The 24,878-nt window shown below is 41.0% G+C and carries 19 protein-coding genes and 2 tRNA genes; 6 read left to right on the plus strand and 15 right to left on the minus strand.

Translation table 11 applies throughout. The features are described 5' to 3' along the window. Positions 1 to 4 precede the first annotated feature (4 nt). The 6 genes from AB1721_01615 to murB all read right to left on the minus strand — a co-directional run bounded on the left by AB1721_01615 (position 5) and on the right by murB (position 6,347). Positions 5 to 949, minus strand: coding sequence for a serine hydrolase (locus AB1721_01615; GenBank protein MEW5805405.1), 945 nt, complete (start codon positions 947 to 949; stop codon positions 5 to 7). Next, positions 936 to 1,517 (minus strand): SMC-Scp complex subunit ScpB, encoded by a 582-nt coding sequence (locus AB1721_01620; GenBank protein MEW5805406.1) that lies wholly within the window; start codon positions 1,515 to 1,517, stop codon positions 936 to 938. Before AB1721_01620 ends, AB1721_01615 begins: the two co-directional genes overlap by 14 nt. Continuing rightward, positions 1,507 to 2,220, minus strand: coding sequence for a ScpA family protein (locus AB1721_01625; GenBank protein MEW5805407.1), 714 nt, complete (start codon positions 2,218 to 2,220; stop codon positions 1,507 to 1,509). Before AB1721_01625 ends, AB1721_01620 begins: the two co-directional genes overlap by 11 nt. Next, positions 2,198 to 4,630, minus strand: a complete 2,433-nt coding sequence (gene secA / locus AB1721_01630) for a preprotein translocase subunit SecA (GenBank protein MEW5805408.1) — start codon at positions 4,628 to 4,630, stop codon at positions 2,198 to 2,200. Before secA ends, AB1721_01625 begins: the two co-directional genes overlap by 23 nt. Beyond that, positions 4,631 to 4,993: a ribosome-associated translation inhibitor RaiA gene (gene raiA, locus AB1721_01635; protein ID MEW5805409.1), complete on the minus strand. Its 363-nt coding sequence runs from the start codon at positions 4,991 to 4,993 to the stop codon at positions 4,631 to 4,633. Between the two features lie 418 nt (positions 4,994 to 5,411). Next, positions 5,412 to 6,347, minus strand: coding sequence for a UDP-N-acetylmuramate dehydrogenase (murB, locus tag AB1721_01640; protein MEW5805410.1), 936 nt, complete (start codon positions 6,345 to 6,347; stop codon positions 5,412 to 5,414). 163 nt (positions 6,348 to 6,510) lie between these two features. On the opposite strand from murB, the gene AB1721_01645 reads away from it, so the two are divergent. The 6 genes from AB1721_01645 to AB1721_01670 all read left to right on the plus strand — a co-directional run bounded on the left by AB1721_01645 (position 6,511) and on the right by AB1721_01670 (position 11,430). Beyond that, complete coding sequence (locus tag AB1721_01645; protein ID MEW5805411.1) at positions 6,511 to 6,804, plus strand: hypothetical protein; 294 nt, start codon at positions 6,511 to 6,513, stop codon at positions 6,802 to 6,804. A gap of 546 nt (positions 6,805 to 7,350) precedes the next feature. Beyond that, entirely contained in the window at positions 7,351 to 8,736 is a 1,386-nt protein-coding gene (locus tag AB1721_01650; GenBank protein MEW5805412.1) for a L,D-transpeptidase family protein, read from the plus strand. Further along, positions 8,729 to 9,910, plus strand: coding sequence for a putative glycoside hydrolase (locus AB1721_01655; GenBank protein MEW5805413.1), 1,182 nt, complete (start codon positions 8,729 to 8,731; stop codon positions 9,908 to 9,910). Before AB1721_01650 ends, AB1721_01655 begins: the two co-directional genes overlap by 8 nt. 236 nt (positions 9,911 to 10,146) lie before the next feature. Continuing rightward, positions 10,147 to 10,223: transfer RNA gene (locus AB1721_01660), tRNA-Met, on the plus strand. Positions 10,224 to 10,701: 478 nt separating this feature from the next. Continuing rightward, the gene (locus AB1721_01665; protein MEW5805414.1) at positions 10,702 to 11,355 is read left to right on the plus strand and encodes an LAGLIDADG family homing endonuclease; all 654 of its coding nucleotides are present in this window, start codon (positions 10,702 to 10,704) and stop codon (positions 11,353 to 11,355) included. Further along, positions 11,356 to 11,430: transfer RNA gene (locus tag AB1721_01670), tRNA-Asp, on the plus strand. Between the two features lie 93 nt (positions 11,431 to 11,523). On the opposite strand, the gene rpsR is transcribed toward AB1721_01670, so the two are convergent. Genes rpsR through AB1721_01715 form a run of 9 tightly spaced genes read right to left on the minus strand, consistent with a single transcriptional unit; the run spans position 11,524 to position 24,817 of the window. Continuing rightward, positions 11,524 to 11,727 carry a 30S ribosomal protein S18 gene (rpsR, locus tag AB1721_01675; protein ID MEW5805415.1) on the minus strand — a complete coding sequence of 68 codons (204 nt, stop codon included), beginning with the start codon at positions 11,725 to 11,727 and terminating at the stop codon, positions 11,524 to 11,526. Positions 11,728 to 11,781: 54 nt separating this feature from the next. Continuing rightward, the gene (gene ssb, locus AB1721_01680) at positions 11,782 to 12,243 is read right to left on the minus strand and encodes a single-stranded DNA-binding protein (GenBank protein ID MEW5805416.1); all 462 of its coding nucleotides are present in this window, start codon (positions 12,241 to 12,243) and stop codon (positions 11,782 to 11,784) included. Next, positions 12,233 to 12,670, minus strand: a complete 438-nt coding sequence (locus AB1721_01685; GenBank protein MEW5805417.1) for a 30S ribosomal protein S6 — start codon at positions 12,668 to 12,670, stop codon at positions 12,233 to 12,235. The genes ssb and AB1721_01685 overlap by 11 nt, the downstream gene beginning before the upstream one ends. A gap of 46 nt (positions 12,671 to 12,716) precedes the next feature. Further along, positions 12,717 to 13,946 (minus strand): LamG domain-containing protein, encoded by a 1,230-nt coding sequence (locus tag AB1721_01690; GenBank protein MEW5805418.1) that lies wholly within the window; start codon positions 13,944 to 13,946, stop codon positions 12,717 to 12,719. 7 nt (positions 13,947 to 13,953) lie between these two features. Beyond that, complete coding sequence (recA, locus tag AB1721_01695) at positions 13,954 to 14,982, minus strand: recombinase RecA (GenBank protein ID MEW5805419.1); 1,029 nt, start codon at positions 14,980 to 14,982, stop codon at positions 13,954 to 13,956. Positions 14,983 to 15,023: 41 nt separating this feature from the next. Next, entirely contained in the window at positions 15,024 to 15,680 is a 657-nt protein-coding gene (locus AB1721_01700) for a helix-turn-helix domain-containing protein (GenBank protein ID MEW5805420.1), read from the minus strand. Beyond that, entirely contained in the window at positions 15,667 to 17,811 is a 2,145-nt protein-coding gene (locus AB1721_01705; protein ID MEW5805421.1) for a DNA translocase FtsK, read from the minus strand. The genes AB1721_01700 and AB1721_01705 overlap by 14 nt, the downstream gene beginning before the upstream one ends. Positions 17,812 to 17,871: 60 nt before the next feature. After that, positions 17,872 to 21,588, minus strand: a complete 3,717-nt coding sequence (rpoC, locus tag AB1721_01710) for a DNA-directed RNA polymerase subunit beta' (GenBank protein MEW5805422.1) — start codon at positions 21,586 to 21,588, stop codon at positions 17,872 to 17,874. A 10-nt stretch (positions 21,589 to 21,598) separates the two neighbouring features. Beyond that, the gene (locus AB1721_01715) at positions 21,599 to 24,817 is read right to left on the minus strand and encodes a DNA-directed RNA polymerase subunit beta (GenBank protein MEW5805423.1); all 3,219 of its coding nucleotides are present in this window, start codon (positions 24,815 to 24,817) and stop codon (positions 21,599 to 21,601) included. Between the last annotated feature and the right edge of the window lie 61 nt (positions 24,818 to 24,878).

Raw genomic sequence — 24,878 nt, forward strand, 5'->3', positions numbered from 1 at the left:
GAATCTAATTAATGTTATCAGACTTCAGTTGCCAGTACCAACTGATTAAAGCCGAGCTGTCGCCAAACCTGTCTTCTGACCCCAAAACCACGCTGACTAAAGTTTTTTGATTATAATCAAAAACCACTAACAAGCTGCCCAGGGCTTCGGGAGTAAAACCGGTTTTGGAACCAACCAGCCCGGGGATTTTACCTATCAAAACATTGGTGTTCTTTATTTCAAAGGTTTTCTTATTCGGACTGACAATGGTCAGTTCATTAATCTTTGAAATAGAAAAAATTTCCGGATAGGAGCTTAAAATCTCTTTAGCTAAGATTCGCAAATCTGAAGCTGTCGAGATATTATTTTCTAAACCGGCAGAATCATAAAAAAGAGTGTTTTCCATTCCTAAAAACCGGGCCTTTTGGTTCATTCTTAAAACAAATGAAGATTCATCTCCGGCAACTGTCTTAGCCAAAACAAAAGCGGCCACATTATCTGAACGAATCAGCATTAAATGCAAAAGTTCGTCAAAACTGAAGTTATCTCCGGGCTTTAAATCTGTATAGGAGTTCTCTATTTTTAAATCATCATCCAAAATAAAAAATCGGTCATCTCGCTGACCGGAAAAATTTTCCAAAACCACCAAGGCAGTCATCAGCTTAGTCAAAGAAGCAATCGGCAGTTTTTCTTCAGAATTTTTTTCAAAAACAGACTGGCTGGCATTTAAGTCAAAAAGTAAACCGGCTTTAGCTTTTAAATCCGGTCTAGCTAAAACCTCACCCGGGGCCGGAGAAAATTTAACCGGCAGATAAGTAGTTTTAGGATAATCTTCTAATTCTGAACTAACTGCCGGGCTAACCGCTTCTTGGCTGGAAAAATTTCTAAAACTAAAATATAAAATTCCTGCCAGAAAAAAGACAATTAAAAAACCAAGTCCCAAGAAATAATAAAAACTATTCTGCTTCATGCTTTTGATTTTCTTGCTCTCTAATTATCAGCTCGGTCATTTTTTGATTAAGTTTATCAAAATCAGGCAGGCGCTTGGGATTGCTAACGCCTAAAAACTTTAATAGCTCAAAACTCGGCCGGTATAAAAAAGCCAATCGGTTTTTCGGGTTAATCTCTCGTTCAATCAAACCACGGATTAGAAGCATTCTTAAAATATAGGTTGAGTTAACCCCGCGGATAAAATCTATCTCGGCCCGAGAAATTGGACTGCGATACAAAATTATGGTCAGAACCTCTAAACTGGCCGGGGTCAACTCTTCTTGGAAATCCTGTCTTAACAGCTCTGCTAAAACCGGATAATGCTCTGGTTTGGTTCCGAGCTGAATTTGATCTCCGTTTCTGATAAGATAAACCCCCCGATCTGGATTCTGGTTTAATTCTGTTTCTAATTGATCAAGCAATTGTTCAATCTGGTCCCCGGGGAGAAACAAAACTTGAGCAATTTTTTTGATTGCCAATGGTTCGCCATAAGCAAAAAGCATTGCTTCCAAAACCGCCCTGATTCCCTGCTCTTTTTCAACTTCCATTATGATTAAGCTTGCTTATTTTAATTTCCTTAAACCGGGTTTTCTGCTCCAAAAAAACAATCTTCTGGCGAAAAAGAAAAAGCAAAGCCAAGAAATTAATAATTAAGTCAATTTTCTTTGGCTGCCCGGAAACTAAGCTATTAAAAGACAAAACTGCCTGATTTTCAACTTTTTTAAGAATCTGCTGAATCTTTTCTTCAACCGAAATCGCTTTTTCCAGATAACCGGTTTGTTTGGGCAGAATAAATTTTTCCAGCGAATTAAGCAAAGAAATGAACGCGGCTTCTAATTCATTGAGGTTTAATTCTTGGGGCGGGGAAAAACCGGCTTGCCTGCCTTGCCAAAGCTGACGGCTAAGAATTAGGTTTTTTGCCTGAAACAATTGATTGATTTTTTTTGTCTGCTCTTTATAACGCTGGTATTCTTTTAAAGCCAGTTCAAGCTCTTTTGCTTCTTGCTCTTCTTCCTCAGTCAAGTCCAGAAACGGCAAAAGCACTTTTGATTTAATTAGAAGCAACCGGGAAGCGACGACTAAAAAATCTGCCAGCTGAAACAATGGCAGGTTTTCAGACTCAACCAGATTCAGATACTGGTCAGTCACCTGGGCTAAAGATACCTGGGTAATATCAAGCTGATTCTGCTCAATCAGCTCCAAAAGCAATGATAGCGGCCCTTCAAATTTATCCAGCTTGAGCTGAATCATATTGAATCCTAATTAGACTAATCAAGCTCGACCAAGAAAAGTTCTGCCAAAGAGCTTTGAACATTTGATGGCCCTCGTGCTTATATTCAGCCAGGGAATCGCGCTGGCCATAGCTCCGCAAAGCCACAGTATCCCGAAGGTGCTCCATTGCTTCAAGCTGTTCCATCCAGAGCAGATCCAAAGTCCTCAAAAAAATGTTCTTGATTAGTTCTCCGGGAAGGGTTTTGTTTTTTATCTGGTGAAAGATTAGCGATTGGATTTCAGTCAAAGAAGCGGCTTTTAACAATTCGGCCTCGGTTTCCTCTGGCAATTGAGCTAATTGATTAAAATTGCTTACCTGTTCTTTTAATTCTCCGGAATGATTAAAGAAAAACTCACAACCTTGCCGAACCAAATCTTTTAATTCTTGATCCAGCTGCTCCTGATCAGCCAAAAGAATTGTTTTTCTTTTCCGATAAAACGCTTCTCTTTGTTTGTTCAGAACATCGTCATACTCTAAAATATGCTTTCTGATATCAAAGTTAAAGCCCTCAATTTTTTGCTGGGCTGAATTAATCGCTTTGGAAACAAACTCGTTTTCAATTGGCAGGTCATCAGGCAGATTAAGTTTCCGGATTAAACCCAAAATCCGATCAGAGCCAAACCGCCTCATCAGCTCGTCTTCTAAAGAAACAAAAAACTGGGACGAGCCCGAATCGCCTTGCCGGCCGGCCCGGCCGCGCAACTGGTCATCAATTCGCCTGGCTTCATGCCTCTCGGTGCCAATCACATGCAAACCGCCAAGTTGTTTAACCTGCTCTGCGGCAACTGGATCCGGAGGGTTGCCGCCCAAAATAATATCTACTCCTCGGCCGGCCATATTAGTCGCCACGGTCACCGCATTTTTTTCTCCGGCCTGGGCAATAACCTCGGCTTCTTTTTCATGATTTTTCGCGTTCAAAAGCGAGTGCTGAATCCCCTCTCTTTTTAAAAGTTTGGAAAGATACTCATTTTTCTCAATTGAGATTGTTCCGACTAAAAGCGGCTGGCCTTGCTGATACCGCTTTTTTATTTCTTCAACTAAAGCTTTAAGCTTGGCTTTTTCAGAAACAAAAATCTTGTCCGGCAGATCTCTCCGAATCATTGGTTTATTGGTTGGAATCGGTAAAGACTGAAGCTGATAAACTTTAGCGAACTCTTCAGCTGAACTTAAAGCGGTGCCGGTCATGCCTGATAAAACTGGATAAAGCCGAAAATAATTTTGGATCGTCACTGTTGCCATAGTCCGATTTTCTTCTTGAACTCTCAAATTTTCTTTTGCTTCCAGGGCTTGGTGCAAGCCGCCAGAATAACGCCGGCCATGCATCAACCGACCGGTAAACTCATCAACAATAATTATCTCTCCATCCTTAGCAACATAGTCCCTGTCCCGCTGAAACAGAAAATTGGCTTGCAAGGCTTCTTCTAAATGGTGGATTAAAACCAAGTTGTTTTCTTCGTAAATATCCCGGCCCAAAAGATTTTTCAGTTTTTCTGCCCCGGCCTCGGTGAGAAAAACCTTTTTCTTTTTCTCTTCCACCTCAACATCCTCGCTCGGCTTAAGCCGAGGAATAATTTTGGCAAATTCTTTATAAATCCTGGTCGCATCTTGATCCGGCGCCGAGATAATTAAAGGCGTTCTCGCTTCATCAATCAGAATGCTGTCAACCTCGTCAATAATAGCAAAATAAAGCGGACGCTGGACCAAATCCTTTTCCTGGTAAGCTAAATTGTCCCTGAGATAATCAAAACCAAACTGGTGGTTGGTTCCATAAACAATATCCGCCTGATAAGCGGTTTTTCTCTCCACCGGTTTTAAAAACTCGTGAAAGACTTTAAACCCGCCCAGCTTATCCCGTTCTTTATCTCCCAGCCCCTGCTTCCAATCAGGATCGTATAAAAACGCTTGTTCATGAACCAAACAGCCAACTGACAATCCCAAGAAATAATAAATCTGGCCCATCCAAACTGCATCGCGCTGAGCCAAATAATCATTTACGGTAACAATATGAACGCCCTTGCCGGTCAAGCCATGAAGATAAGCCGGCAAAGTTGCGGCCAAAGTTTTGCCTTCGCCGGTTTTCATCTCGGCAATTTTCCCCTGGCTCAAAACTATCCCGCCCAGGACCTGGACATCAAAATGCCGCTGGCCTAAAGTTCTTTTCGCCGCTTCTCTGACCAAAGTAAAAGCTTCGGGCAAAACCGCTCCCAAATCTTTTTCTTTCCCAGACTGAACCTGCCCCTTTAAAGTCAAGCTTTTCTGCTTGATCTCTTGATCAGAAAGAGAAGCTAAATCTTTTTCTTGCTGATTAACCAACTCAACCAAAGGCAATAATTTTTCAATTGCTTTTTGGTTAGCATCTTTAAAAAATTTTCTAAAAAATTTAAACACTTAGCCTTTGTCAGAAACAATTTTTTTCTTTGCTTGCCTCGCCCCTTTTCTAACCTTAGTTAATGATTTGTTTTTTTCAGTTTTGACCTGGCGAGCTATTTCTTCTTCGACAATATCAATCAAGGCGTAGATATCGCCGCCTTTCTCTTGGGTCCGAATAATTTTCTTCGGCAGATGCAGGTTCAGAACCAGCTCTAAAATCTTGCCTTCTCGCTGATGGGAAATTCTGGCAATGGAAACCTCAAACAAAAACTCGCCATCAAACCGAGAAAGAAGCTTTTCTGTTTTGCCAAGCTTCTTTTCTAAGTAATTTTCAATCGCCGGAGTCAGTTGAAAATCATTAGTAGAAAGCTGAAGTTTCATAATTAATCAAGTTTAACTCAAAATCTTTGTTTTGACAAACAAAAACCCCGCTTTGGCTTAAATTAAAAGCGGGGCTTTGTTTTCCTATCCCTGAATTATTTTCTTTTTTTAGCTGCGGCCTTTCTCTTTGGCGCCGCTTTTCTTTTGGGCGCTGCCTTTTTAGCCGCGGCTTTTCTTTTTTTTACTGCCATGGTTTTTAAAAAAATTTAATTGGCAAGCGTCGACCTTGAAAAAATTCAACACTTGCCAAAAGAACTTACAAAAAAATTAAAACAATCTTTTAATTTAATTTTAAGTAAATAAAATTTGTTTGGCAATTGTGGATAACTCAAAATCAAGAATTTTTTGAAAAATTCTTGATTTTAAATCTTCAATTATCAACTTTTAATTTTTAATCAAAACCCAATAAATAAAGTACTTAAAAAACTTTATTACTAAAACCAATCAACTGCACTTCTGGCTCCAATTCAACTCCAAATTTTTGGAAGACTTTTTTTCTTGCTAATTTTGCCAATTTAATCACGTCTTCGGCCTTAGCATCTTTAAAATTAATCAAATAATTGCCTTGATGATCAGCGATCTTTGCTCCGCCAAAGATTTTACCCAGCAAACCAACTTGCTCAATCAAAAAACCGGCTGCCACCTCCTGGCCGGAAAAGGCGCATTTAGGCAAGTTTTTTAAGGCTTTTTTGGCAAATTTGCCCTGGGAAACGTTTTTGAAAAAACTGCCCGCGCTTTTAAATTTATTTGGATAACGAATCTGGCGATAAGCCAAAATTGCCTGTCGGATATTCTCCAAAACCTTTCTGTTGCCCGGTTCCAATTCAAATAAACCTTGCCAGATAGCAAATTTAGTTCTCTTGAAAAAGCTGTCCCGATAGCTGAACTGACAATTAAGTTTAGAAAATTTTTTAAAATCTCTGCCATTAAAAACCTCTGCTTCAACTAAATAATCAGAGATTGATTTCCCATAAGCGCCGGCATTGCCGTAAATAGCGCCGCCAACTGTTCCGGGAATACCGGACAAATATTCCAAACCGCGGAGATTGTTTTCAACGCTTTTCTTAACTAGACTGTCTAAACCAAAACCAGCGCCAACTTTAATTTTGTTTTTAGAAATTTCAAAGTCTTGATTGGTAATCAGGATTACCGCAGCATTGATTGTTTTCTTATCATTAATCAATAAGTTGCTGCCTCCGCCTAAAATTAAAATTGGCAAACTCTCTTTTAAAGCCAACTCGCAGCCGGTGACTAAATTCTGTTTGGTTTTTGCCTGAATAAAAAATCTGGCTTTGCCGCCAATCTTAAAACTGGTATAAGGCTTTAGGGAAATATTTTTTTGAACCTTAAACATTAATCAGATTATCTTGGCAAAAAAACTCTTAATGCTATAATTATAGCAGTTTTCTCCGGCCTGGCCCCGGCTAAGCAGCACTCGCTTATTTATTTTGACAGGAGTAAACTCTTAGCCGGGACCAGGATAGAGAAACAAAGCATAATTAATCCCGATCAATTCAATGAAATTTAACTTCTATAAAAAGCCGGTGAGAGAATCATTTGACACCGAGAAAGCGATTAGAAAATCAGAATCTAGTCCGGAAACAATTGCTTATTTGCAAGCCGAGATTCAACGAATAAGACAAGAACTTCAAGCGCTTCAGGCAAGACTAGGTGTTTTAAGGCAAAATTCAGAATCAGGAAAGGCCGAGGCACAACTGGGAACCGGCAGAGCAATCCATTCTTTAGAATCACAGATTCAAACAAAACAGCAAGAGCTGCGGGGTGCCCAAAATCACTTAGCCAAAGCATAGGGGCAAGCTCTAGACTAGATTTTTGGCAACTTTTTGCGGCGAAGCTAAAACCTAATAAAATAATCCAGAGCTGGTCTAACTCTTTTATTAAGCATCATCAATGCTTGTAAGCAATTAACAAAAAGTGTTGAGCCACCGCCAAAATTCAGTGCGGGGTTGGCTTCGTTAGAGAACGCTGCGCCAAAGGCGCGACTTCAGTTGTTTACCCCGTTAGAGATTTCATCTCTAACGGGATTTACAGCGACTTTTCTCTAACGGGGTTGATTTCTCCGTAAGTCTGTGCTATAATAGCAACATAAGCGAGTGTGTCTAATTCGCGATTTTTCACGAAGCAGACAGCTCCTGTCATTGAATCACGCCTTTATTTATAGAGGCGTGATTTAATTTATGGTATATTTATCAATATGCCCGGCAGTAGAAATTTGACAGCGCCTGACGCCATCTATTTACTGGGGAACAAGAAATACAGGAAAATCGAGTTTAAAAATAATTAAATTCAAAAAAACCAAAGATAGTTAAAAATTAGTCAAATTTTCACTACCGGGTATGCTTAAATTAAAAGCTCTGTTGGCAAAAAAAATTCCTTTCTGGCTTTCCTTAACAGCCATTTTTATTTTTCTAATCATTGCTATAGTTTTATTTTTTATTTACCGGCAAGTAGTTTATCAATACCAATTAGTGCTTCAGGATGAAAACCAGATCGCTTCAGCTTTTAATTTAGAATACGGCTCTTGGCCCAAAATGGCTGAACCAGGATTTTTCAGCCGAGTCAAAAACCAGCTCGTCAATGATAGAGCTAACTTTATTGAAGCCAATCTCTCAACTATGGAAATTGCTCTTTATGAAAGCGGCCAAGAAATAAAAAAGGCCAAGATAGTCGGCAAGGGCAAGGAAGGTTCTTGGTGGGAAACCCCGGCTGGAGTTTATAAAATTGAAACCAAAGAGAAGATCCATTTTTCCTCAATCGGCCAGGTTTATATGCCTTATTCAATGCAGTTTCAAGGCAATTTTTTTATTCACGGCATTCCTTATTATCCTGACGGCCGAGAAACCGAGCTAAGTTATACTGGCGGCTGTATTAAGCTCTTTACCAATGACGCCAAAGAAATCTTTGAAAAAGCCGAGTTAGGTATGCCGGTTTTAGTTTTTGAAAAAGATTTTGAAACTGACCAGTTTTCTCATTCAGTCAAACAGCCAAAAGTCTCGGCTGACCAATATTTAGCAGTTGATTTGAAAAACAATTTTGTTTTTTTCCAAAAAAACTCTCAAGAGGTGGTCTCGATTGCCTCGTTAACCAAACTAATGACTGCTTTAATTGCCACTGAATATATTAATTTGGAAAAAGAAATCACGATTACCGGCACAATGCTGACTTATACCACTGTGCCAAGACTAAAGATCGGCCAGGTTTATTCTGCTTATGATCTGCTTTTCCCGTTAATGTTAGAATCTTCTAATGAAGCAGCTCAGGCGTTAAGCTACTTCACCGGACCCCAAAGGTTTATTGAGCTAATGAACAAAAAAGCCAAAGCTTTAGGAATGGAAAAAACTATTTTTGCCGACTCCTCCGGCATCAGTCCGGTCAGCGCTTCTAATGCCGAAGACTTGTTTGTTCTGGCAAAATACCTTTATTTTAACCGCAACTTTATCTTAAAAATCAGCACTGGCGAGACTTTGGCCTCGGCTTACGGCCAGCCCAAATTTACCGGCTTGGCTAACTTTAATAAACCAAAATACTCCGGCTCAATCTGGGATAATTTTATCGGCGGCAAGATTGGTCTAACTCGGGCGAGCAAGGAAACAATTGTTTCTTTGTTTGAGCTTGAGATTAGAGGCGAAAAAAGGCCAGTCGCCGTGATTGTTTTGGGTTCAGATAATTATTTCCAGGATGTTGAAGCGATTGTCAACCAGATAAAAGCGGCTTATGAGTAAAAAACTGATTGTTCTTGGCTTAGCCGGCGCTTTTTTAACTAGCGCTTTGCTTTTAAAAAGCAGATATAACTTTTCCGCTGATTTGGAACTGAAAAAACTAATCGCCAAAGTCTCGCCCAGTCCAATACCGCAAAGATTAAATCCTGTACCCAAAACTGTCAAAGCAGTTTATCTAACTTCTTGGTCTGCGGGTAATCCGGAAAAAATCAATCAAGTTATTGAGTTAGCGAAAACTACCGAGATTAACGCGGTGGTGATTGATATCAAAGATTATTCCGGCAAAGTCGCGTTTGAAACAAACAGCGAGTTAATCAAACAGATTGGTTCAAAAGAAATCAGAATTAAAAATTTTAAAGAGCTAATCCAAAAACTTCATCAGGAAAATATCTATATCATTGCCAGAATCGCGGTTTTTCAGGACCTTTATCTGGCTGAAACCAAACCAGAACTGGCAGTGAAAAATAAAACCAACAGCAAGATCTGGCGTGACCAGAAAAACTTAGCTTGGGTTGATCCGGCCAGCCGAAAAGTCTGGGATTATAACTTAGAGATTGCCAAACAAGCAATTGCTTTAGGAGTTGACGAGCTTAATTTTGATTATATCCGGTTCCCTTCTGATGGCGATATCTCTAATTTAGCTTATCCGGTTTATAATCCGGAAACAGAAACCAAGTTCGAAACTATCAAAAGGTTTTTTAAATACTTAAATGAAAGCCTAAAACCCGAGGGGATAATTCTTTCTGCAGATTTATTTGGCCAGGCGACTTTTGATGAATCAGATATGAATATTGGCCAAATTATTGAAGATGCTTATTTATATTTTGATTATGTTTCACCAATGGTTTATCCGTCTCATTATGCTAACGGCTTTTTAGGCTATAAAAACCCGGCTTTATATCCTTATGAAGTAATTGATTATTCCTTAGAAAGCGCAATCCAGCGCCGAGTTGAGCTATTCAGCCGATTAGCTTCTGGCACGACTGAATTAGAACAGAAAAAAATCAAGTTGGCTGAACTCCGGCCCTGGCTCCAAGCATTTAATCTGGGCGCTGACTATACCCCGGAAATAGTCAGAAAGCAGATTCAAGCAATTGATGATAATGGCTTAGATTTTGGCTGGTATTTATGGAACCCGAACAACATTTACAACCCCAAAGCGCTTAAAAAAGAATAAACATTAATTTTCAATTACCAATTTTCTGGCTACGCCAGATCTCGCGAGACGAGAAAAAATCAGATTTTAGATTAAAGATGAATGGAACAATCCCAACGAATAACGAATTTATACGAATTTACGAATAAACGAATTTTTCTTTATTTGTTATTCGTATATTCGCTTATTCGCAACTGATTCGTTATTCGTTGATTTAGTCCTGTTTAACGATTATAATGCTTTAGAAAAAACTTTAGGCCAGGGTAGCTCAGCTGGTTAGAGCGCGGCACTCATAACGCCGAGGTCGAGAGTTCAAGCCTCTCCCCTGGCACCAAAAAATTATTCATTGCGGTCATCGGCTCTTAGCCGATGGCTTTCTAACCCAGGCATTGCCTGGATTTTTTATTTAAAAACAAAATAGCCCGTTCTCCTAGACGGGCTATTTAAAAAAGAAATTTTTTAAAATCCAAAGAGCCAAGAAAAAAATCAAAACTCCTTGGACCAAAAACCAAATCCAGGAAATTATCCAGGAAATTATTTTGGTTTTCATAGCAACCTCCTTTAAAACTTTGTTTAAGAAATTTTAGCATATTTTTTGCTTAAAACAGTTTGACCTAACATCTATTTGACAATCATAAGGAAGTATGCTATAATATAAGTATAATCGGGGGTTGTCAGAAGGCTGGCGGCCTTAGCCGCCTAAAGACTCTGTCTTTTGCGGACACCCCCAAACAACTCTCCCCTCGCAACTGCGAGGGGTTTTTCATTGCTAAAACTAAGTTTTTTTAGTAAAATAAAATTTCATGAGCCCAATGTTTAGAAGAAAGAATGAAGTGCTCTTTGAAAAATGGACTAGTCAAATGGCTTATGTTTTGGGATATATTTTAGCAGATGGCTCCTTAATCAAAAATAAACGAGGCGCTTATTTTACAGAGATTCAATCTATAGATAAAGAAATTATCGTGAAAATAAGGAAAGTTTTTGATTCGGATTTAAAAATCAGCGTTTACAAACCCAAAAAGGGCCGGATAAGATACCGTCTTCAGATTGGTTCTAAAAAAATATTTACAGATCTTTTAAAACTCGGCATAAAACCAAAGAAAAGTTGTCATGAAAAACTGCCCAAAATTCCCAGTAAATACTTTTCTGACTTTTTGAGAGGATATTTTGATGGCGACGGAAGTGTCAACATCTGTACATATCAACGAAAAGACAGAAACAAAAAATCAACGGTTTTAAGCTCGGGTTTTACTTCTGGCGGCAAATTGATTCTAAAACAAATATGGCGGAATCTAAAACTGAAGAAAATTATAGCTGGTGGGACCCTATATTTTCATGAACGTAGCTACCGTCTTTGGTTTTCCATTCATGATTCTTTATCTCTCTATAACTTTCTTTATCAGAACGTCGAAAATGGTTTATTTTTAACGAGAAAAAAGAGGATTTTTGAAAGATATAAAAATTAAGGGCCAGTGGAGCAGCCCGGAGTGCTCGTCTCCCTGTCACGGAGAAGGTCGCGGGTTCAAATCCCGTCTGGCCCGCTAAAAATTTCTAACTAAACTTAGAAAATAAAACAAAAAAACAAGCTCTTGGGGCTTGTTTTTATTCTTAATTCCCAATTCTTTATTCTCTGTTTACTCGGGCAGATATGGCAACAAGCTCATCTGCCGGGCTCGTTTAACTGCTCGGGCCAGCTCCCGCTGATGTTTGGCGCAAAGTCCGGTTTTTGCCCGAGGTTTGATTTTTTGGGAAACCGCTAAAAAACGCCTTAAGGTTTCAGCGTCTTGCCAATTTATTGGCGCTCGGCCGCAAAAATAACATTGTTTTGTCTTTTTCATTATTTTATCGTTAAATTAGAAATTGGTTGAGGAATAAAGCCATTTAGCCATAATTTAAAACGGCAGGTTTTCGTCTAAATCCAGGTCTGACTCAACCGGCTCGCCCGGTTCAATCACCGGAATCTCGTTTTGGTCAGAAATTTTTTCTTCCGGAACTTCGGGCAGGTCCATTTTTTCTTGGCTGAATGCAGCTCTTGGCCCAAACTGAACCCGATCAGCAACCACTTCGGTCCGGTATTTTTTCTCGCCTGTCGGCGCATCCCAGGACCGGGTTTTCAATCTGCCTTCAACCATTAACAGCCTGCCTTTATCAACATATTGCTTGCAGATTTCGGCTTGCCGGCCCCAGACAACAATATTGTGATACTCAGTTTCTTCCTGCCTTTGCCCGGCTTTGTCAGTCCAAAACCGGTTGGTCGCCAAAGGAAAGCTGGCCACTGACTGGCCTTGAGGCGTAGTCCGAAGCTCGATCTCCCGAACCACCCGACCAATTAAAACAACTTTATTAAGATTCATCCTCTAAAATTTCTTTTAATTTTGTTTCTAAAACTTTATCAGAAACCGGTTCTTTTATTTCTTTGGCAGAATCAGTCGGAGCTGTTTCAAAAACCGGCGCCGGCTTTCTTGGCCTAACGGCTTTTTTACGTTTCTCCGGCAAAACCGTAAAAATAGTTTTTCTCAAGATTTGATCTTCATATAAAAGCAATTTTTCTACTTGTTTTAATTTTCCCGGAGTCAAAGAAAAAACCACCTCACCCCAAAAGCCGGTGGTTTGTTTTTTAATCGGATAAGCCATTGGCCGTTTTCCCAATGGCCGAGAAGAGATAATCGCGCCTCCGGCGCGGCTAATTGCTTGTTCAATTTTTTTCTGCTCTGCTTCCGGAATCCGGTCCGCGCCCGGATCTTTCAGCCAAAAACAGATCTGATAAATTCCTGTTCCCATTATTAAAGAATTTAACACAGCTGAAGCAATTAGTCAATTTAACTGATTATTTAGTCGCTTGGTACAAAGCTTGAACCTCGGCCTCGGTTAAAATGCGATTGTAAATCTTAAACCCGTCAATAATGCCGTTAAACTGGCTTTGCTGACCCGCTCCCCAAGTGCCAACAAAACCGGTTTGAGTCGCGTTTTTCGCCGGCGTAGTTGAACCGTGGCAGTTCTGCAGATCTTGGCTTTTGCCGTTTAAATAAAGCTTGACATTATCATAAGCAGGTACGCCATTATAAAAAACTGCCACCAGATGAGCCCAATTTTGAGCCAAACCTTGGTGCGACACGCCCAAGAGATTGCCCTGGCCAACATTAAACCCTAAGCAGCCATGATCTAAACTCAAACCATAAGGCGCATCCCAGCCAAAAACTATCTCATCTTCTTGGCCGTTCCAATACATCCAAAGTTCAACTGAATTAAATCCCCCAGACGCAGTGTCCACCGGCAGATTGCTAAACTGAACATAATCGCCATTACCATCAAAACTCAAGCCCGAGCCAGTTTTCCCTGGAACCAAAACCGCTCCAAAAACATCGCCATTATTAGCATAACCGGAACGGTCTAAAACTAAACTGCCAGAAAGCTGGTCAAAATCCCAATATCCGCTCAAGCCTAAGGGTAAAGACCAAAGAAAAAGATTGGCGCCAATCTCAAACCGGGAGTCGTCAATGCCGCCGTCTTTAAAAGCGAATCCCTTTAAATATTTTTCTGACTCAAGCAACGAAGTTAAAACAAATTGCCGGTTATTATCAACAACATAGGCATAATAATAATCTTTACTGTTCAGCGGGTCTTCGGGCAGGGGACCAATTGAATCTAAACTGAAGTTAATCGGCAGCCAACCCAAGCCGTTTGATTTTCTATAGTTCTGGAAGTCTGAACAATAATAGCTCCAGCCTGAAGGCAAAGCAGGCAAATTATAGCTTGAGCAATCGGCAGCGCTATCAGGCAGAGAAAGATAAACAACACTGCTATTGCCTAATGATTCAGAAGGAAATTTTTCTGATAAATGATTAATTTCTAAAAACAATTGATTAAGGTCTTTAACCCTCTGGCCGTCCCTAACTCCCTTGAATAAAAAAATCGGATTAGAATAAAAAACCGCCAAAGAAAAAATAATCGAAACAATTCCGAGAGCAAGCAGAAGCTCTATAAAAGAAAAGCTTAAAAAACTCTTAGCCTTTCCAACCACCTGACCCGGTTTGTGCCAGAAGGCAAAAAAATTCATAAGGATTTTATTTCTCCGGCGGTTTTTTAAATAATTGGTTTATCGCTGATTCAATTTTTTTCGCGGTCTGGGGATTTTCTGCTAAATAGGACTGGGCTGCCTCAAAACCAACTCCGAGCTTTTCTTCATTAAAAGCATAGCTCGCCCCGGCCCGCTTAACCAGATTGTATTTTATTCCAGTATTAATCAAGTCGCCAAGATAAGAGATTCCCTGGTTATACATAATGTCAAACTCAGCGGTCCGGAATGGCGGCGCCACTTTATTTTTCACGACTTTGGCTTTAACCCGATTGCCGACAATCTCATCGCCTTTTTTAATCTGGGCCGCTCGGCGGACCTCAATCCTGACCGAAGAATAAAATTTCAGCGCCTTGCCCCCGGGAGTGGTTTCTGGATTTCCGTACATTCCGATCTGCATCCTGATCTGATTAATAAAAATAACCACGGTTTTTGATTTTGAAACAATCGCGGTCAACTTTCTCAAAGCTTGAGACATTAATCTGGCTTGCAAGCCAATAAACTGATCTCCCATTGCTCCTTCAATCTCTGCCCGCGGAGTCAGCGCCGCAACCGAATCAATCACAATCACATCCAGGGCCTGGGTCCGAACCAAAGACTCAACAATCTCCAAGGCCTGCTCGCCTGTATCCGGCTGAGAAATCAATAAATCAGAAACCTTAACTCCGATTTTTTTAGCGTATTCCGGATCTAAAGCGTGCTCTGCGTCAATAAAAGCCGCTTGGCCGCCTTGTTTCTGGGCTTCAGCAACAACATGCAAAGCCAAAGTGGTTTTGCCGGAAGACTCTGGACCATAGATCTCGATTAATCTGCCCCGAGGCAAGCCGCCGACGCCTAAAGCCAGGTTTAAAGAAATAGATCCGGTCGGAATCACATCAACATCAACTCTTGCCACTTGGCCAAGGACCATAATTGTGCCTTCGCCATAGCGCGACTGAAGATCTTTGATTAATTCCTCAAGTTTTTCTTCTTTGGCTGAAGAGAGTTTTTTTGTTTTTTTTGCTTTCTGGGGCGACATAAATAAAATAAAAATTTAATAGCTTAATAAAATTATACCATTCAAAACGCCGACTGAAAAATCACCATTTTATTAAGCTTGGTTTCTTGGCCAAAATAATTAATCGCTTTAAGCTCAATCAAATTAACCTCGCCGCTCAAATAAAGATTTTTTTCAAACTGATGGTTGTTTTTCAAAAAAACCCGTTCCCCGTTAATGAAAAACTCCTTGGTTTTGCCCCAGACTTTGCCGGAAACTAAATAATAGCTTGAACTGCTGGTTTCAGAAAAATCAGCCAGAATAATTTTTGGCGGCAGAGCTAAAGAAGCCAGCTGATAAATTAGATAAGCCAAAAAAATAAAAACAACTATCAGTAAAGGGTGCCAATTAAACCGAAAGAAAAACCGATTCAACTTGAACCGATTCGGCGGCAGCAGATCATTTTTGCCTGATTGCTTAAACTCGACCTGATTTTTAGCCAACCCAAACAGCTCTTGGTAATCAGCTTGGCAAAAACGGGCGTATTTTTTTAAAATGCCTTTTAGATAAGGCAGAGAAGAAATCCGAGAAAAATTATCCGCCTCAATTTCCATCATCAGCTCTTCGGACAAACCCGAGAGCTGGGACAGCTGAACTAAACTCAAGCCAGCTGATTCCCGAAGAGTTTTTAACTGCTCGCCAATACCTAACGGTTGTTTTTGGTTTTCAGTCTGCTTCATAATTAAACTCATCTGAATTATCTTGGCCGGTAAACTCCTGATCTTGAATGTAAACTTCCCGGGGTTTTGCCCCTTGAGCCTGGCCAATTACGCCTCTGGCTTCAAGCATATCCAAAAGCCGGGCCGCCCGGGCATAACCAATTCGCAAGCGCCGCTGAAGCAAAGAAGCAGAGGCTTTTCGCGATTGAACCACCACTTCATAAGCTCTTTGATAAAGCTCGTCTTCATCGCCCAAAAGCTCTGACTCCCGAACCTCAGCCAAATCCTGATTGAGCATCTCTAAAATATCTGAATCATAGCCAAACTCTTCACCCAAGATTTTTTTGCCTGTTTGCTTCAAGTAATCAACCACCCGCTCAACTTCTTTTTCGCTGATATAAGAAGCTTGAATTCTTTTTGGTTTAGAAGTTTCCGCAGAGATAAAAAGCAGATCGCCCCGGCCCAAAAGCTTTTCTGCTCCAGCCGCGTCCAAAATTGTTCTTGAATCAACCTGAGAAGCAACCTGAAAAGCGATTCGGGCAGTAATATTGGCTTTAATCAAACCGGTAATCACTTCAACCGAGGGCCGTTGAGTTGAAACAATTAAATGGATTCCGGTTGCTCTGGCCATCTGGGATAAACGAATAATAATTGCTTCAAGCTCTTTGCCGTAAACTGACATTAAATCAGCTAACTCGTCAATAAAAATCAAAATATAAGGCAGGGCTTTTTCTTTGTTTTTGCCGATTTTTTGGTTGTAAGAAAGAATATCCCTGGCTTTTTCTTCAAGCAAAAGATCATAACGCCGTTCCATTTCAGTAATCGCCCATTTTAAGGCCAAAATCGCTTTTTTACCTTGAGTAATCACCGGACAAAGAAGATAAGGAATATCCTCGTAAGCAGAAAGCTCAACTCTTTTTGGATCAATCAAAATAAACCGAAGCGAATCAGGCGGATTGCGATAAACCAATGAAGTTAAGATGCTATGAATAAAAATTGATTTACCGGCGCCGGTCGCGCCAGCAATAAGCAAATGGGGCAGCTTGGAAACATCAGTCAGAACCGGAGCGCCCATTACATCTCGGCCTAAAGGAAAAAGCAAAGGCGCCGGGGAATCGGCAAAGCCAGGGGATTCAACTAAAGATCTCAACCTAACCAAGCTCGGAGTTTTGTTCGGCACTTCAATCCCAACCAAAGATTTGCCTGGTATTGGTGCCTCAATCCGTAATGGATGGGCGGCCAAAGCTAAAGCTAAGTCGTTCTGAAGCGCCACGATTCGGGAAAGCTTAATCCCTTGGGCTGGTTTTAAAGTATACTGGGTTACGGTCGGGCCGATATTAATCTCCCCCATCTCCACGGCAATGCCAAAATCCGCTAAAGTTCTTTGAATAATTTGGGAATTAACTCGAATATCGCCAACAGTCGGTTTAGTACCATCGGTTTCTAATAAATCTAAAGACGGAAACTGCCAGCCCGAAGAATCAATAAAAGGTTTTTTAAATCTCTGGACACCGGTTATTTTTCTCTCTGCCTGAACAACGGATTTTGGCTCAATTTTTTCTTCTAAACCATCCGGTTGAATTGGTTCAGAAACAGGCAAACGAATCTTGTCCAACTTAACTAAAGGCCGCTGCTTTCTTGCGGCTAAGAAATCTTTAGCCAGATTGCCAAAATCCAGGACAAAACCAATGATTAAAAGGGTCAAAAAGCCAATCAAGCTTGGCCAAAAACCAATAATCTTTTCCAAACTGCCAAAAAAGCGGCCCAAAATCCCAAACCAACCCGGACCAAGCAAGTCGCCCGAACCAAGCAAAGCAACTAAAATTAAAAACAGGCCAAAACCGGTATCAAAATAATTTTTTTCCTGATCCGGTTTAAATAAAGTGAAAAAACCAAAAACAAAAAAGCTCAATGGCACCAGCCACTTGCCCCAGCCAAATAAATCTTCAAACAAAGCCAACAATAGCCTGCCCAGCGGTCCGGCTAAATTAAAAAAGGCTAAAACAAATAAAAATCCAAAAAATACCGAGCCGGCGCCGAGAATAACTTTCTTTGCCTCGGGATTCAGCTTGCCGAATTTGAGATAATTAAAGATGCCCAACAGACGAAGTGGTGTTTTCAAGCGAGATTTAGTTTTTCTTTTTCTTGCCATTGCTATTGAAATTGTAGCCCGTCTCCGAACAATTTTCAAATTAAAAAGAAAAAATCCCGCTTAGCGGGATTTTTTCTTTTTCTGAGATTTAGCTCCACCGAATCTAGTCCGATCTTGTTTTCTAAATCCGGTCCCAGCCGGAATCATCTTGCCGATAATCACATTTTCTTTAAGGCCGCGGAGATAATCAACCTTACCGGCTAAAGCGGCGTTAATCAAAATCCGGGAAGTGTGCTGGAAAGAAGCCGCTGACAAAAATCCTTCAGCGCTCAAGGCGGCTTTGGTAATTCCGGTAATCAACTGACCGGCTTTGGCTAATTTTTTCTTTTCTTTTTTCAGCTGGTCGTTAACTAACAAAAATCTTGACCGATCAATAACCTCTCCGGGCAGAAATCCAGAATCCCCCGGATCCTTAATCTGAACCCGAGAGAACATCAACCTGACAATTACCTCAATATACCGGTCATCAATATCAGCTCCCTGGCCAAGATAAATCTTCTTTATCTCTTTAATAATATACTCTTCGGCTGTTTTTTTACCCAGAATATTTAAAATTTCCCCAATATCAAAGTTTCCTTCTGACAAAGGTTGACCCTTTTTCACTGCTTGTCCAGTTTTGACTAAAACATCTAAGCCCGAGCTAACTGGATATTCATCAAGCGCTTGTTTTTTCTTAGATTTAGATTTTGTTTTTTCTGATTCTGGCTTAATCTGAATTACTTTTTCTGCTCCGACACTGATAATATCTTTAACCAGACCGGCTCTTTTTGCTAAACCAGCTTTACCTTTCGGTGAATGAAGCTCAAAGATCTCCTCCACCCGGGGTAAACCCTGGGTAATATCAACAGCAGAAGCAATCCCGCCGGTATGGAAAGTTCTTAGGGTCAGCTGGGTGCCGGGTTCGCCAATAGATTGAGCTGAAACAACGCCAACCGCATCTCCTAAATTAACCAGTCTATCCCGACCCAGATCATAGCCAAAACATTTTTGGCAAAGCCCAAACCTGGTCCGACAATACATCGGCGACCTAACCCTGATTTTGTCAATCTCGCTCTCAACAATTAATTTTGCTTTAGTCCAATCAATTACCTCGCCTTTTTTGGCTAAAACCTTCCTGCCCAGCTTAACATCTTCAACCAAAACCCGGCCATAAATAACCTTGAAAAAATCCTGCATCATTACTTTTTCGACTCTTTTTCTGCTGATTAGGCGGCCAACTTTATCGCCGCAATCTTGTTCCCGAATCACTACATCTTGAGCCACATCAACCAAACGTCGAGTCAAATAACCGGCATCAGCGGTTCGCAAGGCAGTATCAACCAAACCTTTGCGCGCCCCATGAACAGAGATAAAATACTCTAAGGGGTTCAGGCCTTCTTTATAGCAGCCCTCAACCGGCACTTCATAAACCCGGCCTGATGGCCCGGAAACCAAACCTTTCATCACCATCATCTGCTGGGCTTGATCTTCGTTGCCGCTTGCTTTTGACTTAATCAAGTTCAAAACCGAACCATCAGCAGGCAGAGTTTTGCTAATTAATCCCTTTAGTTCAGAGATAGTTCTAGTCCAGATCTCAATCGCTCTGATCTCTTTTTCTTTTTCAGAGATCAGGCCGTTCACCAGTTGGTCAGTAATTAACTGAATCTGCTTTTTTGCCTCGTTAACCAAATATTCTCTTTCTTCGGGAATAATCAAATCATCCATGCCCCAAGAAGTTCCGGATAGAGTCGCATATTTAAAGCCCAAATCTTTAAAACCATTCAAAAACTCTCCGGCTGATTCCGGCCCCTTTAATCTAATCAGCTCATTAATGATTTTCTGGGCTGTTTTTTTGTCAATCGCCTGATTAACAAATAAACTTTCTTCTGGCAAAATCTGGTTAAAGATTATCCGGCCAACGGTTGTCTCTAAATATTTTTCCTCAATTCGCTTTAAGCGAGAATTGTTTTTGTCAACTAAAATTTTAATTTTTTCCTTTAGGCCAATTTGCCCAAGTTCATATGCATAAATTGCCTGTTCAAACGAAGAAAAAACTTTTAAAGCCCCTGCTTCTGGTTGACTAAAATCAGTTAACCAATAAAGCCCAAGAATGATTCCTTTGGTCGGCTCGGCAATTGGATCGCCAGTGGCCGGTTTTAAAACATTTATTGAGGCAAGCATCAATTCTTCAGCTTCGGCCTGGGCTTCTTTTGATAAAGGTAAGTGCACTGCCATGGCATCGCCGTCAAAATCAGCATTAAATGCCTGACAAACCAAAGGGGGAATCTGAATTGCCAATCCTTCAATTAAAACCGGCTTAAAAGCTTGAACCGAAAGCCGATGCAAAGTTGGCGCCCGGTTTAAAAGAATGTATTTATTCTGAATTGCCTCTTCCAAAATATCCCAGACAACCGGATCCTGGTCCTCAATCATTCTAGAAGCAGTTTTAGTATTGTGGGCCAGTTCTTTTGCAATTAAACCGTGGATAATTAGGGGTTTGAAAATTTCCAGAGCCATTTTTTTCGGCACTCCGCACTCATTTAAACCAAGCCCTGGGCCAACAACAATTACTGAACGTCCAGAATAATCAACCCTTTTGCCAAGAAGATTTTGCCTAAACCGGCCCTGTTTGCCTTTTAAAATATCCGCTAAAGAACGCAGCGGCCGGCGGCCGGCAGTCATTGCAGTCCGGGACCCGGCTTGGGTTTTCCGACTAGAATTATCAATCAGGGCGTCAACCGCTTCTTGAAGCATTCTTTTTTCATTCCTAACAATCACTTCAGGAGAGTTCAATTCAATCAATTTTTTCAATCGGTTGTTCCGATTAATAATTCGGCGATAAAGATCATTTAGGTCCGAAGAAGCATAGCGGCCGCCGTCTAACTGAACCATTGGTCTCAAATCTGGCGGAATTACTGGCAAAGTCGTAAAGAACATCGCTTCCGGATTGACCCCGGAATTAATTAAAGACTTAACGAATTTTAATCTCTGTAAAAGCTTTTTCCTTGATTGCGATTTTTTTTCTTTTGACTCCTTTACTAAGGAACGATAGAGTTTCTTCAAGTCTAAGTTTTCCAAAATTTTCCTAATCGGTTCAGCGCCGGTCTCTGCTTCAAAAACATGGCCGAACTTCATTGCCAATTGCTGATATTCAAGTTCAGTTAAAATTCGTTTTTCTTCAATAGAAAGAATGCTATCTTTTATCCTTTTGTAAATGCTCTCCAGCTTCTTCAGATCATCAGCCAGGGTTTTACCCTTTTTTTCTTTTTTCAGAACTTTGGTTTTTGAAGAAAACTCGGTTTCTAAATCAGCCAAAACTTTCTTCTTCACCTCTTGGTCAACCCGGGTAATAATATAGCCGGTGTAATAAATCACTTTTTCTAACTGGGGCAAAGAAAGATCAAGCAAACTGCCAATTCGTGAGGGAATGCCGCGCAAAAACCAGATATGGACGCAAGGAGCTGCCAAAGCAATGTGGCCCATCCGTTCTCGCCTGACAATTGAGTTAGTCACCTCAACCCCGCAACGGTCGCAAACCACGCCTTTATAACGGATTTTTTTATACTTGCCGCAATAACACTCAAAATCTTTGGTTGGGCCAAAAATTCTTTCGGAAAACAAACCGTCTTTTTCCGGCCGCTGGGTTCGGTAATTAATTGTCTCCGGCTTAGTTACTTCACCATAAGACCAAGACAAAATCTCTTGTTCAGAAGCAAGAAAGAGCCGGATTGCTTCAAAATCAACAATGTTTAAAATGCTCTGGTGTTTTTTTATTTGTTTTTGGAGTTTTGTTACCATGGCTTAAAATTTAATCTTCTTCGTCTTCAGCTTCTTCAGCCCGCCTCTCGGCCTGGGTTTTTTCGCCAATCAGTTCGGTCCCCAGGGCCATTCCCTTTAGTTCACTCACCATTACCGCAAAAGAAGCCGGAATATTGGGTTTTTTGATCTCTTCGCCTTTAACCAAAGCCTCATAAGTTGCCGCCCGACCAAAGATATCGTCAGATTTTATTGTCATCACTTCTTGTAAAGTATGGGCGGCGCCATAACCTTCTAAAGCCCAAACTTCCATCTCGCCAAATCTTTGGCCGCCGCCCCTAGCTTTACCGCCCAATGGCTGCTGGGTAATCAAAGAATAAGGTCCGATTGAACGCATATGAATCTTGTCTTCAACCAGATGGTTCAGTTTCATAATGTAAATATAACCAACAGTAATCTTGTTCCCAAAAGCCTCATTGGTCCGGCCATCAAAAACCCTGGCCTGTCCAGATTCGGGCAAACCAGCTGTTTTTAACTCTTGCTTTATCTGATCTTCTTTAGCGCCGCTGAAAACCGGGGTCACCGCCCGATAGCCCAATCTTGACGCGGCCCAACCAAGATGAGTTTCCAAAATCTGGCCTAAGTTCATTCTTTTGATTACGCCAACTGGATTTAAAACAATATCAACCGGCGTGCCATCTTCTAAATAAGGCATGTCCTCGACCGGAACGATGATTGAAACTACGCCCTTATTGCCGTGCCGGCCAGCCAATTTATCACCAACAGTGATCTTTCTTAATTCTGCTACTTCAATATAAATTCTTTTAATTACTCCGGGCTGGAGCTTATCACCTTTATCTCGGGAAAAAACTTTAACCCCAACCACCCGGCCCCTCCGACCATGCTCCAACCGCAAAGAACTATCCTTTACGTCTTTAGCTTTTTCTCCGAAAATTGCCCGCAAGAGCTTTTCTTCAGCAGACAGCTCCTCTTCGCCCCGAGGCGTGATCTTGCCGACTAAAATGTCATTTTCTTTAACCTCGGCGCCGATTCTGACAACACCTTCTTCATCTAAATCTTTTAATTTTTCTTCAGCAACATTAGGAATGTCCGGAGTAGTCATCTCGCTTCCGAGCTTGGTCTCCCGGACATCGCAACTAAATTCATGGATATGGACTGAGCTGAATAAATCCTCTTTCACCACTCGTTCAGAGATAATAATCGCATCTTCAAAGTTATAACCGTACCAGGGCAGAAAAGCCACCAATAAATTCTGGCCCAAAGCTAAAACTCCTTTGTCTGTTGATTCGCCATCGGCAATAACCTGGCCTTTTTGAACCCGGTCGCCTTTTTTAACTAATGGCCTTTGGTTGATGCAAGTATATTGATTAGTTTTTAAAAACTTGCTCAATTGATAAACAATCTGTTTTTTCTCTGGCTTTAAATATTTAATGATTATTTTCTCTGCATCAGCTTCAATTACTTCGCCTTCGCCCTGGCTAACAATCACCTGACCAGAATCATAAGCGGCTTTTTCTTCAAATCCGGTGCCAACTAATGGCGCTTGAGGAATAATACAAGGCACCGCTTGGCGCTGCATATTCGAACCCATTAAAGCCCGATTGCCGTCAGTGTTTTCCAAAAAAGGAATTAAGCCGGCAGCAATAGAAACTAACTGATGGGCTGAGGCGTCAATTAAATCAACGTCTTGCTTTCTGACCGCATCAACTCCGCCACTGATCCGAACCCGAACAATATTTTTTATCAATTCTCCTTTTTCATTTAATTCGGCGGCACCATGAGCGATTTTATACTTTTCTTCTTCATAGGCATCTAGCCAAATTACTTTGCCGGTGATTTTTCCATTTTTAACCTCTATATAAGGAGTTTCAATAAAACCAAGGTGATTGACCCGGCTCAAACAAGCATAAGAAGCAACCAGGCCGATATTAGCGCCTTCGGGCGTTTGAATTGGACAGATTCTGCCGTAATGACTCAAATGAACATCTCGGACTTCCAAACCAGCCCGCTCTCGCTTCAATCCGCCCGGCCCTGTGCTTGAGATTCTTCTTTTATGCTCCAATTGAGACAGGGGATTGGTTTGCTCATTATAGTGAGATAATTGAGAGAGCATTAGAAACTCTTTAATCGCTGAAATAATCGGTTTAGGAACAATTAATTGAGCCGGATTGATTGTCGCCGGATCAACGGTTGAAATCCTGTCCTGAATAATCCTTCGGGCCCGACCCATGCCAACAACCAAACGCTCTTTCAAAAGTTCGCCCACCGCCCTGATTCTTCGATTGCCCAGATGATCAATGTCATCCGGCTTTGCTCCTGGAGTGTTGCTCAACCGAATCATCTCTTTAACCACAGCAACTAAATCTTGCTGGTTTAACAGCCGCTCGGCTTGGGAATAGTTTTTCGGCTTAGAATCACCGAACAACCGTTGGTTAAGTTTAAATCTGCCCACCTCGCCCAGATCATACCTTTCTGGCCGCTGGAACATTGCTTCTAAAAACGATTTGGCATTTTCCAAAACCGGCAGCTCGCCCGGCTTTAACCGTTTATAAATCTCTAAATGGGCTTCGGCAACGCTTTTAGCCGAATCAATCTTTAAGGTTTTCTCAATAAAACCGGAACTTTTATCAACCTCAGCAAACTGTTTTTTTATCTGTTCATCGGTTTCTAAACCAAAAATTCTTAACAGCGAAGTAATTGCTACCCGTCTTTTTTTATCAATCTTGACTCCGATTGTCCCATAGGCGTCAATGTCAAATTCAAGCCAAGAACCCCGGTTGGGCAGAATTTTGGCGCCAAAAGTCTGTTTCCCGCCCCGAAGCGAGCTCTCAACAAAATAAACCCCAGATGAACGAATCAACTGGGAAATCACCACTTTTTCCACCCCATTAACAATAAAAGTGCCTTTTGAGGTCATCATTGGCAGCTCACCTAAATAGATCTCCTGCTCTTTTGTTTCTTTAGTTTGCTTGTTGATCAGCTTAACCATTACCCGCCAAGGCGCTTCGTAAGTTAAAAAATCGCGCCGAGCTTTTGTCTCGGTAGTTTTGGAATCATCAAACCAGTAATCCCCCCAATAGAGCTCAAATTCTTTGCCGGTGTAATCCTTAATCGGAGAATACTCATCAAACACCTGGCGAATGCCTTTTTCAATAAACCAGTGAAAAGAATCAAACTGAACCTGGTCCAGTTGAGGCAAGCTTAAAGACTTTTTTGAAGCTGAAGAAAAAACTTTTGTTTTGGCAAACATATAACTAAATCAAAAATCTAAAAAATATTTTTTAACAAATAATAAAAAAAGAAAAATAAAA

This window comes from Patescibacteria group bacterium, assembly GCA_040753135.1.
Taxonomy (GTDB): domain Bacteria; phylum Patescibacteriota; class Minisyncoccia; order UBA6257; family Brennerbacteraceae; genus JBFMGR01.